Here is a 12,986-nt window from a genome sequence, read left to right on the forward strand (position 1 = left end):
GCCGCGGTTCGTACGTTCGTCTGGCCCGAGGCCCGTCCGGGTCCGTACGACGGAGAGGACGCTCAGTGGAACTCGATCTGCGTGCGGTGATGCGGCACTTCGCGACCGGCGTCGGTGTGGTCAGCACCTGGACCGAGGAGCCGGCCGCGCCCGGCGGGCGGCGCCATGACGCCATCACGGTCAACTCGCTGATCCCGGTGTCGTTCGAGCCTCCGCTCGTCGCGCTCTCGCTGCGCCACGGGTCCGCCTTCCTGGCCGACCTGCTGACGGCCGAGGCCTGGGGGGTGTCCATCCTGGCCGCGGCCGGGGCGGACACCGCGCGGACGCTGGCCCGGTCCCGGGAGAACCGGGCCGAGGCGCTGCGCACCCTGCCCGCCGTACCGGGCCGGCACACGGGCGCCCTGCTGCTCGACGGCACCGGCTGGCTGGAGTGCGCGCTGGCCGACTCGTTCACCGTCGGCGACCACCTCATGGTGATCGGCACCGTGCTGGCCACCGGGGTGCGCGCGCCCCGGGACCCGCTGGTGTTCCTGCACGGTTCGCTCACCCCGGCCACCGCCGCCTGACCGACCGCCGCCCGACCCATCGCCGCCCGACCCGCCGCCGCCCGACCCACCAGCGACCGCACGGCCAGGACCCACACCGTCCAGGGAGACCAGCATGTCCGAACTGTCCACCGCCACAGACAGCCCGGCCGCCGCCCCACCCACCTCCGGCGCCGCCACCGGGCCCGCCCCCGCGTCTGCCTCCGGCACCGTCTCCGGGCCCGTCTCCGGGTCCGCCGCGTCGCGTGCCGCGCTGGACGCGGCCCGTCGGATCCTGGGCGAGAACCGGGTCGTGGGTGCCGACGGCGACGCCGGGCGGACCCGGCTCCTCGGGCCCAACACCAGCCTGTTCCGCTCCCGTCGGGTCGACGCCGTACTGCGGCCCGCCACCGCCGAGCAGGTCGGCGCGATCGTGGCGCTCTTCTCGCAGGAGCCGGACTCCGGGAGCCTGCACGCCGTCAGCACCGGACGCAACTGGGGCCTGGGCTCCCGCGAACCGGCCCGGGACGACGCCGTGGTGCTGGACCTCGGCGGTCTCGACCGGGTGCGCGCGCTGGACCTGGAGGCCGGCTGGGCCGTCGTCGAACCGGGCGTCACCCAGGGACAGCTGTCCCGGCTGCTCGCCCACACCCCCCGGATGGTCAACGTCACCGTCTCCGCCGCGGCGACCAGCGTCGTGGGCAACGCCCTGGACCGCGGCGTCGGGCTGCGCGGCCAGCGCACCGAGGACCTCGCCGGCCTGGAGGTGGTCCTGCCGGGCGGTGAGACGGTCCGCGTCGGCTGGTGGCCCGCACCGGGGCGCACCGCGCCGGTCTACCCGCACGGCCTGGGCCCCTCCGCGCTGCCGCTGTTCGTGCAGTCCAACCTCGGGGTGGTGACGGCGGCCGTGATCCGGCTGCCGGCCCGGCCCGAGGCGGTGCGCGTGACCCGCCTCGGCTTCCCGGCCCCGGCGCTCGCCGAGGTGACCGACACCGTGCGCCGCTGGGTCGCCCAGGGACTCACCCGGGGCGTCCCGCGGATCTACGACCCGGCCGCCGGGCTCTCCTACGGCGGTACCGAGGGCGAGTACACCGTGCACCTCGCGGTCGACGGCACCGCCGAGTCGGTCGAGGCGCTCACCGGCATCCTGACCGCCGAGGCCCGCCGCTCCGGCCTGTTCAGCAAGGTCTCCGCCGCCGAGGGCGCCGACCCCGCGCACCCGAACCACGAGGTGACCCGGCTGGTGGAACGCGCGTACGCCGGCGACCCGGACATCACCGACACGCTCTTCCGGGCCAAGATGGGCGTGGGCGCCGACAAGATCGACACGTCGGCCGGGTTCCTCTTCTTCCTGCCGCTGCTGCCGTTCACCGGCGAGGCGGTCGCCCGCGCCGACCGACTGCTGCGGGAGGCCGCGGCGGCCACCGGCGTACGGCTCTCGTCCACCCTGCACCTGCTCGGCGCCGACCTCGTCGACTGCGTGGTGGCGATGAAGTTCCCCCACGAGGAGGAGGCGGCCGAGCGGGCCCATCGGGCGCTGGACCTCCTGTACGAGTCCTTCGCCGAGGCCGGTTTCACGCCGTACCGGCTGGACGTCGACCACGCGGGACAGCGGGACGCGCTGGCCGTGGACACCGCGGCCGTGGCCCTCGTCCGTCGGCTCAAGGCCGTGCTCGACCCCAACAACGCCATCGCTCCGGGGCGTTACCGCTGACCGCGGGACGCCGCCGGACCCGAGTGAGACAGGGGACTTCGCAGATGACCACATCACAGGCGGCTGCCGTCAGGCGCCCCGCCACCTCCCGGCCCGTCGCGCCCGTCACGGCGGAGGAACTGTTCCGCAGGGCCGAGGACCTCGTCCCGGTGCTGCGGGCCGCCGCCGAGGACATCGAACGGGCCCGTCGGCTGCCGGCCGCGGTGGTCGAACAGCTCCGCGACGCCGGGGTCTTCCGGATGGGCGTGCCGGCCGAGAAGGGCGGGCCGGGACTCGACTCCGTCCAGCAGACGGAAGTCGTGGAGATCCTCGCCCGCGGGGACGCCTCCGCCGCGTGGTGCGCCATGATCGGCATGGACACGCCGCTGTACGCCCAGTTCCTGCCCGAGTCCGTCGCCCGTGACGAGCTGGGCGACCCGGACATCGTCACCGCCGGCCTGATCCTGCCCCTGGGCCGGGCGGACCGGGTGCCGGGCGGCTACCGGGTCACCGGGCGCTGGCAGTTCGGCAGCGGCATCACCCACGCCGACTGGGTGGTGGCCGGCTGCTTCGTCCACCGGGACGGCCGGCCGGAACCCGGACCGGAGGGGGCACCGGGGCACTGGCGCATCATGCTGGCGCGCCGCGAGGAGTTCGAGATCCTCGACACCTGGCACACCACCGGACTGGCCGGCAGCGGTAGTTGCGACTACCAGGCCCAGGACCTGTTCGTACCGGAAGAGCACACCTTCAGCCTGGGCCACCCCCGCACCCCTGGGCCGCACGCGACCCCCGAGGCCATCCTGCGCAACATGCCCGGAGTGCCCCTCGGCGTGGCCCGGGCCGCCCTGGACCATGTGCGCGAACTCGCCGCCGGGCGCACCGACCGGGCCACCGACACACCCTGGGCGGACACCTACCGGGTGCAACTGGCCGTCGCCGAGTCCGAGATGGAACTGGGCGCGGCCCGGCACGCGGTCTACGGCAGCCTGCGCAGGCAGGCGCAGCTCATCGACTCGGGCGGCGAACTCGGCCGCGACGACCGGGTGGACACCGTCCTCGCCCGGGTCAACGCGTTCCGGGTGGCCCGCACCATCGTCGGCCGGCTGTACGACCTGGTGGCGACCACGGCCGTCTACCGTCCGTCGCCGCTGGACCGCTGGCTGCGCGACCTGACCACGATGCGCCAGCACGTCATCGCCCAGGACCAGGTGCTCCAGTCGGCCGGCGCCCACCTCCTCGGCGGCACCCCGCACAACCCCTTCAGCCTGGGCATCGTGGCATGACCACCCACCCGCCCACCGGCCATCCGCCCACCGGCCACCCATCAACCGGCCACCCGCCCCCGGACGCCCCGGCGGTGTTGCACGGCGGGGAGTTGCCCGGGGCGTCGGTCGGCACGCTGGGGGAGGTGCTGGAGCGGGCCGCGCGTGGTGCGCGCGGTGTGGTGCTGGTGGACGGGGAGGGTGTCTCGACGAGCCGGTCCTACCGCTCGCTGTACGAGGACGCGGACCGGGTCCGCGCGGGACTGGCCGCCGCCGGGGCACGGCCGGGGGCACGGGTGATCCTGCGGACGTCGAGCGCCGCGGATCTGCTCACCGCCTTCTGGGCGTGTGCGCTCGGCGCACTGGTCCCGCTGCCGGTGCCGTCCGGTACCCCGGCGGACGGACTCGCCGAGGCCGTCGACGCGGTGGGGGAGGCGTGGCTGGTGGGTGACGACCTCCCGGCGGGGCCGCCGCCGGGGGTACGCCCGGCCGGGCCGGTGAGCGCGCTGCGGGCGGCCGGCCCCGGGACGGTCCCCCCGGTCGCCGCCCAGCCCGACGACCTGGCGGTGCTCACGCTCACCTCGGGCAGCGGCGGCCGGCCCAAGGCGGTACCGCTGACCCACCGCCACCTCATCGCCCGCGCCCAGGGCACGGCCCTCGCCCGCGGCCTCGACGAGCGCACGCGGAGCCTGAACTGGATGCCGCTCGACCACGTCAGCGGGATCGTCATGTTCCATGTGCGCGACGTCTTCCTCGGCTGCCACCAGGTGCACGCCGACACCGCGTGGGTCCGGGCCGACCCGCTGCGCTGGCTGGACCTCGCCTCCGCCGGACGGATCGACACCACCTGGGCGCCGAACCCCGCCTTCGCCCTCGTCACCGACCGGCTGGACCGGCGACCGCACCGCGACTGGGACCTGAGCCGGCTGCGGTACGTCATGAACGGGGGCGCGCCGGTCAAGGACCGGGTGGTCCGCCGGTTCGTCGCGGCGCTCGCTCCGTACGGCCTGCCGCCGGGCGCGGTGCATCCCGGCTGGGGCATGCCGGAGACCGCCTCGGGAGTCGTCGACAGCGTCTTCCGACCCGGCGACGGCCCGCCGCGGCGGTTCGTGCCGGTGGGCGTTCCGCATCCCGGGGTCTCCGTGCGGGTCGTGGACGAACAGGACCGGGTGCTGCCGGCCGGCCGGGTGGGCCGGCTCCAGGTGACCGGTGCACCGGTGGTCCGCGCCTACCTCGACGGCGGCGGCGTGCGGCCGGCCCCGCACTCCGCCGACGGCTGGCTGGTCACCGACGACCTCGCCCTCGTGGCCGACGGCGAGCTGGTGGTGACCGGCCGGGCCGACGGACTCGTCCGGCTGGACGGGGCCGCCTGGTACGGCCACGAGATCGAGGACGCGGTCGAGGAACTGGACTGTGTGCTGCCGGCCTCGGCGGTCGCCCGCCCCGTCGCCGACGGCCTGGCGGTGTTCTTCCGCGCCCGGCCGGGGACCGCGCCGGGCCGGGCGGAGCAGCTGGTGCGGGAGCGGGTGCGCGGCCGGTTCGGGGCCGACGCGGCCCGGGTGGAGGCACTGGCGGAGGACGAACTGCCCAGGACGGCCACCGGCAAGCTCCGCCGGTCGGTGCTGGCCGCCCGGCTGCCCGGTGCCCGGCCCCGGCCGCGGCGCCCCGAACGAGAGGCCTGACGTGTCCCTGGACCTGAGCGCGACGATGCGCACGTTCGCCACCGGGCTCACCGTCGTGACGACCTTCGCGGAGCCGGAGCCGGAGACGGCACCGGAGACGGAGACGGCTCCGGAGGCAGCGGCAGAGACAGCGGCAGCCGCACCGGCGGGGACGGTGAACCCGACGGACGGCGGACGGCGCCACGACGCGGCGGTGGTGCGTTCCTTCACCTCCGTCTCCCTGGATCCGCCGCTGGTCTCCCTGGCCGTCCGCCGCGACTCCGACGTCCTCACCACGCTGCTCGCGACCGGGCTCTGGGCCGTGTCGATCCTCGACGTGGCCGGTGTGGACCTGGCACAGGCGCTGGAGGGCGACCGGGAGACCCGGGCCCGAGCCCTGCTGACCTGCGCGACCTCACCCGGACCCGGTACCGGGGCGCTGGTCCTGGACGCCCCCGGCTGGCTGGAGTGCCGCCTGTACGACCGGCATGACACCGGCGACCACACCGTGCTCATCGGCGAGGTGCTGGCCACCGGCGGCCGGCACCGGCGCCCCCCGCTGGTCTCCGTCAACGGCGCCCTGCGCGCCCTCTCCGAGGCCTGACCCGCCGCCGTACACCGACCCGGTCCCACGCGATCCCACCCGATCCGACCCCCCAGGAGGAACCGTGAAATTCGGCATCTGGCTCGACTTCCGCAACCCCGAGCGCTGGCGGCAGCCCTGGGCCGAGGTGTACGAGGAGAACCTCACGCTGGCGACCGAGGCGGAGGAGCTGGGCTTCGAGTCCGTCTGGCTCTCCGAGCACCATCTGACCGACGACGGCTACCTGCCCTCCCTCTTCCCGGTGCTGGCCGCCATCGCCGCCCGCACCAGCCGGGTCCGGCTGGGCACCGCGATGCTGCTGGCGAGCCTCACCCATCCGCTGCGGCTCGCCGAGGACGCGGCCGTCACCGACCTGCTGGCCGGCGGCCGGCTGGAGCTGGGCCTGGCGCCCGGCTACCGCGAGAAGGAGTTCCAGGCACTCGGCGTGGGGCGGGCCGAGCGCGGCGCCCGCACCGAGGAGACGGTCGAGATCCTGCGCCGGGCCTGGGACGGGAAGCCGTTCTCCTACACCGGCCGGCACTTCAGCGTCGACGACGTCGTGGTCACCCCGGTGCCCGACCGTCATCCGCCGCTGTGGATCGGCGGCGGTGGCAAGGCCGCCGCGCTGCGGGCGGGCCGGCACGGCCTGCGGTTCCTGCCCGACCTCGGCACCCCGCCGGAGATCCTCGACCTGTACCGGCGCACCCTCGCCGAACACGGCCACGACCCCGCGCGCTTCGGCGTCACGGCCATCGTCACCCCCGGCGTGTATGTCTGCGAGGACGCCGAGGAGGGCTGGCAGGAGATCAAGGAGCACTACTGGTACCTGCTGAACAAGTTCCAGGAGTGGTTCGGCAACCCCGGCCTGCCGTCCGTGGACGACCTGCCGCGCGACCTGTTCCTGGTGGGTCCGCCCGACACCGTCGCGCAGGGGCTGCGCGACCGGGTCAAGCCGCTGGGCGACGTGGAGCGCGTCGTCTTCTTCGGGCGGGCGCCCGGCCTGCCCGCCGACCGGGCCCGCCGCTCGCTGCGCCTCTTCGCCGAGCACGTCGTCCCGCAGTTCGGGTGAGACGGCGGCGCCCGTCGCCGCGGCCCGCCCATCCCGTCGTACGACCTCCCGTCACGAAGGAGCACCAGCACCATGCCAGACATCGCCATCGTCGGCGCCGGCGTATCCGGCCTGCACCTGGCCCTGCGGCTGCAGCAGGCCGGGGTGAGCACCACGGTCTACGCCGAGCGCGCTCCCGAGGAGGTCGCCGCGGGCCGCCCGCTCAGCCTCCCGGTGCGCTTCGGGCACACCGTCCGGCGCGAGCGGGAGCTGGGCGTCGCGCACTGGGACCAGCCGGAGAACCACACCCTCGGCGTGCGTCTGGTCGCGCCCGGCGACCCGGACATCCACTTCCTCGGCCGTCTCGACGAGCCCGCGAGCGGCGTAGACCTGCGGCTCTACCTGCCGCGTCTGACCGCCGACTACCTGGAGCGCGGCGGCCGCCTGGAGGTGCTGGCGCCGGACGCGGCCGAGATCGACCGGGTCTCCGGCGACCACGACCTGGTCGTGGTCGCGAGCGGGCGCGCCGCACGCACGGGACTGTTCCCGCGGGACCCGGAGCGATCGCCGTACGCCGGGCCGCAGCGGATCCTGACCGCCGGTCTCCTCCACGGCATCGCGCCCGTCGAACCGGGCCACATCCACTTCCAGGTCTCCGAGGCCGGGGAGATCTTCTCCACCAGGATCCTCACCGCCGACGGCCCGGTGCACGGCATGGTGGTGGAGGCCCTGCCCGGCGGCCCGCTGGAGCAACTGGCCTCCTACGACCACCTCGGCGACCCGGCCGGCTTCGCGAAGACCCTGCTCGGGCTGGTCGGCGAGTACGCGCCCCAGCTGCGCGAGCGCGTCACCGACAGCGAGTTCGGGATCGTCCGCCCCGGCGACGTGATCCAGGGCGGCCTCACCCCGACGGTGCGCCGCGGCTGGACCACGCTGCCCTCCGGCCGGCCGGCCCTGGCCGTCGGGGACGCCTGGGTGCTCAACGACCCGCTGACCGGGCAGGGCGCCAACCTCGGCTCGCGGTGCGCCTTCGAGCTGGCCGGGCTGATCGTGGCGGGCGGGCCGTTCGACACCGCGTTCGCCGAGCGGGCGAGCGAGCTGCTGTGGCGGATCGCCGAGCCGGTCGTCGCCTGGTCCAACCTCAACATCGGCCCGCCGCCGGAGCACCTGGGCGGCATCTTCGTGGCCGCCACCGGCGACCAGCGGGTGGCGGACGCGTTCGTCACCAACTTCAACCACCCGGCGGACATGTGGGAGGCCGTCAGGTCGCCCGAGGCCACCGGGGCCTGGCTGGAGCGCGTCACGGCCGCGGCCTGAGTCGGCCTGAGTGCCGGTCGGCCGGACTCCCTCAAGGCGCCGGTGAGGCGCCGACGAGGGGGCCGGCCGGCGCGTTCCAGGCGCCCATCGCCATGTCCACGAGTTCGTGCAGCTGCGCGCGCTCCGCCCCGTCGCGGGCCTGGATCGACAGGCCGTTGAGGAACGTGGCGTAGAACGCGGCGATGCGGTCCGTGTCCGTGTCCGGGGCCAGCTCCCCGGCGTCCCGGGCGCCGTCCAGCCGCTCCCTGATCATGTCCTTGGTGCGGGCGCGGCAGCGCAGCGCGAAGTCACGCACCGACTCGTGGTCCTCGGTGCAGTTGGTGGCGGCGAGCACGATCATGCAGCCGCGCGGCCGGTCCTGCATGGTGAACCGGTCGGCGCTCGTGTGCAGCAGCGCGGCGACGGCGTCGCGGGCGGTGGCCGCGGCGTCCATCTCCCGGCGCGAGGCCTGTGACTCGGTGCGTTCGTAGAGCCCGATGGCCTCCCTGAACAGCTCTTCCTTGTTCTTGAACGCGGCATACAGGCTGGGCGGGTTGATGCCCATGGCGGCACTGAGGTCGGTGGTCGAGGTGGTCGCGTAACCACGCTCCCAGAAGACCAGCATGGCGGTGTGCAGTGCCGCGTCCCGGTCGAAGGCGCGGGGGCGCCCGGTGCGGGCCACTTGACCTCCTTGACGGCGGATCAGCCGATCGTTAGCTTCATCTGTAGAGGTTAGTACAGAAGTCGTGTCGCCCACAGTCCCTGGCGGGAGCGGGCGTACGGCCACTTCGTCCTGCGTCGACTCTATGGTTCAACCCCGAAGGAGACCCGGTTTCATGGCTATCGCGGACGACGTCCCGGACGCTCGCGTGCGTTGGGGCCTGCGCGAGTGGCTGATGCTCGTGGTGGTGTGCGGCGCCTTCTCGCTGGACGCCCTGGACAACATCATGGTGGGCATCGCCACTCCCCAGATCAAGGACGAGTTCAACATGAGCACGTCCGCCGCACAGTGGGTGGTCAGCGCCTACGTCCTGGGCTTCGGCGGCTTCCTGCTGCTGGGCGGACGGATGGCCGACCTGCTCGGCAAGCGGCGGGTGTTCCTGACCGGCCTCACCGTCCTCGCGGCCGGTTCACTCGCGGGCGGTCTGGCCACCAGCGGCTTCCTGGTGATCGTCGGCCGGCTGGTGATGGGCATCGGCGCCGCGCTGACCGCGCCCTCCGCCCTGTCCATCGTGGTCGGCAACTTCCCGGAGGGGCCGCAGCGCAACCGCGCCCTCGGCATCTACACGGCCTGCGGTGCCGTCGGATACTCCATCGGCGTGGTGGTCGGCGGCGCCCTCACCCAGGCGAGCTGGCGCTGGACCTTCATGCTCTCCGTGCCGGTCGCCGTCGCCGCCCTCGTCGGCGCCCTGACCCTGGTCCCCAAGGACCCCGCGCACGACGGCACCAAGCGCCACTACGACGCCGCCGGCGCCGTCACCGTCACCGCCGCCATGCTGCTGCTGGTCTACGGCATCGTGCAGGCACCGGCCGAGGGCTGGCTCGCCGGCCGCACCCTGGGCGTCTTCGCGGCCGCGGTCCTGCTGCTCGCCGCCTTCACCGTCATCGAGTCACGTGCCCCGCAGCCGCTGCTCCGCCTCGGCCTGCTGCGCAACAAGTCCCTGGTCGGCGCCAGCCTGATCGCCGCCGCGATCCTCGGCACCTACATGAGCTACCAGTTCGTCGGCAGCCTCTACCTACAGACCTACCGGGGCTGGTCCCCGCTGGAGATGGCCTTCGCCTTCCTGCCGATCGGCCTGCTGATCCTCACCTTCGCCCCGCGCGCCGGGAACTGGCTCGGCAGCACCGGACTGCGCTGGCCGATCTTCGGCGGCATGCTCGCCTACGCCGTCGCCTTCCTGCTCTTCCTGCGGGTCGGCGAGGGTTCCTCGTACTGGACGATGGTCCTGCCGAGCATGGTGCTGATCGGCATCGGCTTCCCGTTCGCCTTCACCGCCGCCAACGTGCAGGCCACCAACGGCGTCGACGAGTCCGAACAGGGCCTGGCCGCGGGCATCCTGCAGACCGGCTACCAGGTGGGCGCCGCGGTGGTGCTCGCCGTCGTCACCGTGCGCATGGGCGACGAGGACGACGCGGCCGACCGGCCCGCCCTGCTCTCCGGCTACCACCACGGCACCTGGGTGATCATCCTCATCGCGGCCGTGTCGGCTCTCGCGGTACCCGTCGCGGCGCTGGCCGCCCGGCTGCGGACCGGCGCCGCCACCCCGGCCGCGCCGGGTGCGCCGGCCGTCGGGGAGGAACGCACGGCCGAGTCGGCCGGCCGCTCCGCCGGCTGATCCGCGGGCTTGTCCGCTACGGCAGGAGGCCGCCCCTCGGGAGAGGGGCGGCCTCGTCGTCGTGCCGTGCGGTCACTCCTCCAGCAGGTCCGGCTGCTCGTGGACGATCTCGTCCCACAGCAGCTGGAAGCTGAACCAGCCGAGCTGCCGGTCCCCGAAGCCGTCGCGGGCCGCGAGCGCCTGCTCGTGGCTCATCGGTTCGGGCCGGCCGGCCGCCGCCGCGAGCAACTGCACCTGGGCCGCGGCCTCGTAGGTGAAGAACCAGTGCACCGCCTCGTCCACCGAGCCGCCGACGGTGATCAGCCCGTGGTGGCGCAGCAGGATCGCCCGCCGGTCACCCAGCCTGGCCGCGATGTCCTCGCCCTGGGCCAGGCTGATGGAGGGGCCCTCGTAGTCGCCGTAGAGGACCTGGTCCTGGTAGAAGGCGGCGGACTCCTGGTCGAGCGGTTCCAGCAGCCTGCCGAGCGCGCCGAGCGCCCGCGAGTGGGGCGTGTGCCCGTGGGCCGCCGCGGTGGCGCCGGGACCGGCCCGGTGGATGGCGGAGTGGATCACGAACGCGCTGGGGTTCACGCGGTGGTGCCCCTCGACCACCCGGCCCTCCCCGTCCACCAGGATCAGGTCGCGGACCTTCACCCGGCTGAAGGAGACGCCGAACGGGTTCACCCAGAACCGGTCCGCGTCCTCGGGGTCGCGCACCGAGATGTGCCCCGAGACGCCCTCCCCGTAGCCGTACTTGCCGAACAGCCGCAGGGCGGCGGTCAGCCGCTGCTTGCGGTGCCTGCGCTCGTCCGCCACGGAGTCGAAGACCGGCTCCGTGGGCAGCGGGAGCCCGGTGTGGGTGTCCGCGAGATACCCGGCCCGCTCGCGCGTGGCGATGTCACTCATCAGATAACTCCTCGGTGGTCGGTGGTCGGTGGTCGGTGGTCGGTGGTCGGTGGTCGGTACCGGCCGGGTCCTGGCCGGACCGGCGTTCACACGGGTTGCCTGGAGTCCGCGAACCCGGCGGTGCTGCGGGCCGCGTCCCGGTGGATGGCCTCGGCGATGTCGACGGCGCGGTCCACCAGCGAGGGCACCCCGAAGGTGAAGAACAGCGATCCGGCGGCGAGGTCGCCCAGGACGTAGACCTGCCGGTCGGTCCCGCCGGCGTGCAGCAGGCCGCTGGTGGCCCGGGCCACGCCGACCCCGCCGCGAGGGTGCCGGGACGCGAGGCCCCGGCCGGTGAGCGAGTCGATCAGCGCGGCGGCGGCCGGCGGCACCCGGTGCGCGGGCGGACTCACGGCGTTGACGACGACATCGGCGGGGCGGACGCCACCGTCGCCGTACACCCGGAAGCCCCCGGTGGGCCCGGGGCTGACCCGCTCCACCCCGCGCAGGACATCGAGCCGTCCGCTGTCCGCCTGGGCCAGCAGTGCCGCGGCGCTGGCCGGCGGCATGGGGCAGCACAGGCTCATGATCGTCCGGTAGTGGTCGCGCAGCAGCCCGGTCCGGTCCTGCTCGGGCAGCAGCGGCCACACGTCGGGTCCGGTGTCGGGGACGGCGCGCTGCAGGATGCGCAGCCCCGGATCGGGGTCGTCCACCCGGCCGAGCTGGCGGCGCAGCCGGGCGAGCGGTGCCTCGCCGCCGCCCGTCGCGATCTCCCGGGCGACCGTGTCGAAGCGGGAACCCGCGGCGGTCAGTTCGGTCCGCATCAGGGCGACGGCGTCCGCCAGGGGCAGCCGCTCGCCCCGCGCGGCCAGGGCGCGGAAGCGGGCCGCGGTGAAGAAGCGCAGCTCGTGCTCGACCGGGCGCTGCCGGACACCGGGCAGCACACCGCGCCGGGACGCCATCACGACCTCCCCGGTGTGCCCGTTCGCGGTGAGGGCCAGCACGACGTCCACGGCGGTCAGTCCGCTGCCCAGCACGACCACCCGGTCCCGCTCGCCGATGCCGGCCAGCCGCCGGGTCACCGGGTAGGGATCGGGAACGAAGCCCGGCGCGCCCAAGAGCCCGTGCGGGTCGGCCGGCACCCCGGTGCCGACGCACAGCACCACGTGGTCCAGGCCGTGGGCGGCGCGGTCGGCGGTGCGCACGAGGAGCGAGCCGTCCTCGCGGGTCAGATCGGTGGCTGCCGCGCGCACCAGCCGGATCCGGCTGCCCAGGGCCGCCAGCCGGGTCAGGGCGCCGCGGGCGCACTGCTCCAGATAGTCGCCGTAGAGGGCGCGGGGCGGGAACGGGATGCCCGAGCGGATGTCCGTGTGGTCCGCGGGCGGGCCCAGCACCACCGACCGTGCTTCCAGCCAGCGCGAGAAGTGGGTCGGGTCGCCCGCCCGCACGGTCATGTCCTCGGGCGGGGCGTTCACCCGCAGGACCGCCGAGTCGGGCTGATAGGCACGTCCCCGCCACAGGTGCGGGGACGGATCGAATACGGTGACGGATTGCGGGACTTCCTCCTGCCGGCTCAGGGCGTCGAGCAGGCATACCGCGGAGGCACCTCCTCCGATCACCCCGATTCTCGTCGGAATTGGCATATGCGAGACCCCCGTTCGTGCGGGCGGCTTTCTGCGCCCGATGGAATCGGCCGACGGAAATCGGCCGTACCGT

11 protein-coding genes are annotated in these 12,986 nt (G+C 74.5%); 8 read left to right on the plus strand and 3 right to left on the minus strand.

The annotated features are described in order from the left end of the window. Positions 1-65 precede the first annotated feature (65 nt). The 7 genes from ACIPSJ_RS07590 to ACIPSJ_RS07620 all read left to right on the plus strand — a co-directional run bounded on the left by ACIPSJ_RS07590 (position 66) and on the right by ACIPSJ_RS07620 (position 8,091). Positions 66-566: a flavin reductase family protein gene (locus ACIPSJ_RS07590; RefSeq protein ID WP_401344267.1), complete on the plus strand. Its 501-nt coding sequence runs from the start codon at positions 66-68 to the stop codon at positions 564-566. Positions 567-660: 94 nt separating this feature from the next. Then, positions 661-2,238, plus strand: coding sequence for an FAD-binding oxidoreductase (locus tag ACIPSJ_RS07595; protein WP_401344269.1), 1,578 nt, complete (start codon positions 661-663; stop codon positions 2,236-2,238). Positions 2,239-2,282: 44 nt separating this feature from the next. Continuing rightward, positions 2,283-3,503, plus strand: coding sequence for an acyl-CoA dehydrogenase family protein (locus tag ACIPSJ_RS07600; RefSeq protein WP_401344271.1), 1,221 nt, complete (start codon positions 2,283-2,285; stop codon positions 3,501-3,503). Beyond that, complete coding sequence (locus ACIPSJ_RS07605; protein ID WP_401344273.1) at positions 3,500-5,164, plus strand: AMP-binding protein; 1,665 nt, start codon at positions 3,500-3,502, stop codon at positions 5,162-5,164. Before ACIPSJ_RS07600 ends, ACIPSJ_RS07605 begins: the two co-directional genes overlap by 4 nt. A gap of 1 nt (position 5,165) precedes the next feature. After that, the gene (locus tag ACIPSJ_RS07610) at positions 5,166-5,747 is read left to right on the plus strand and encodes a flavin reductase family protein (protein ID WP_401344275.1); all 582 of its coding nucleotides are present in this window, start codon (positions 5,166-5,168) and stop codon (positions 5,745-5,747) included. Positions 5,748-5,811: 64 nt separating this feature from the next. Beyond that, complete coding sequence (locus ACIPSJ_RS07615; RefSeq protein ID WP_401344277.1) at positions 5,812-6,795, plus strand: LLM class flavin-dependent oxidoreductase; 984 nt, start codon at positions 5,812-5,814, stop codon at positions 6,793-6,795. Between the two features lie 72 nt (positions 6,796-6,867). Beyond that, positions 6,868-8,091 (plus strand): styrene monooxygenase/indole monooxygenase family protein, encoded by a 1,224-nt coding sequence (locus ACIPSJ_RS07620; protein WP_401344279.1) that lies wholly within the window; start codon positions 6,868-6,870, stop codon positions 8,089-8,091. Positions 8,092-8,122: 31 nt separating this feature from the next. On the opposite strand, the gene ACIPSJ_RS07625 is transcribed toward ACIPSJ_RS07620, so the two are convergent. After that, positions 8,123-8,752, minus strand: a complete 630-nt coding sequence (locus ACIPSJ_RS07625; RefSeq protein ID WP_401344281.1) for a TetR/AcrR family transcriptional regulator — start codon at positions 8,750-8,752, stop codon at positions 8,123-8,125. A gap of 154 nt (positions 8,753-8,906) precedes the next feature. Here ACIPSJ_RS07625 and ACIPSJ_RS07630 point away from each other — a divergent pair, with 154 nt between their 5' ends. Continuing rightward, on the plus strand, positions 8,907-10,406 hold the full coding sequence (locus tag ACIPSJ_RS07630; protein WP_401344283.1) for an MFS transporter: 1,500 nt from the start codon (positions 8,907-8,909) through the stop codon (positions 10,404-10,406). A 72-nt stretch (positions 10,407-10,478) separates the two neighbouring features. On the opposite strand, the gene ACIPSJ_RS07635 is transcribed toward ACIPSJ_RS07630, so the two are convergent. After that, positions 10,479-11,291, minus strand: coding sequence for a class II aldolase/adducin family protein (locus tag ACIPSJ_RS07635; RefSeq protein ID WP_401344285.1), 813 nt, complete (start codon positions 11,289-11,291; stop codon positions 10,479-10,481). An 86-nt stretch (positions 11,292-11,377) separates the two neighbouring features. After that, a complete protein-coding gene (locus ACIPSJ_RS07640) occupies positions 11,378-12,889 on the minus strand; it encodes an FAD/NAD(P)-binding protein (RefSeq protein ID WP_401344287.1) in 1,512 nt (503 codons plus the stop codon). Positions 12,890-12,986 lie beyond the last annotated feature (97 nt).

The sequence above is a fragment of the Streptomyces sp. NPDC090088 genome (genome assembly GCF_044747345.1).
GTDB lineage: Bacteria > Actinomycetota > Actinomycetes > Streptomycetales > Streptomycetaceae > Streptomyces.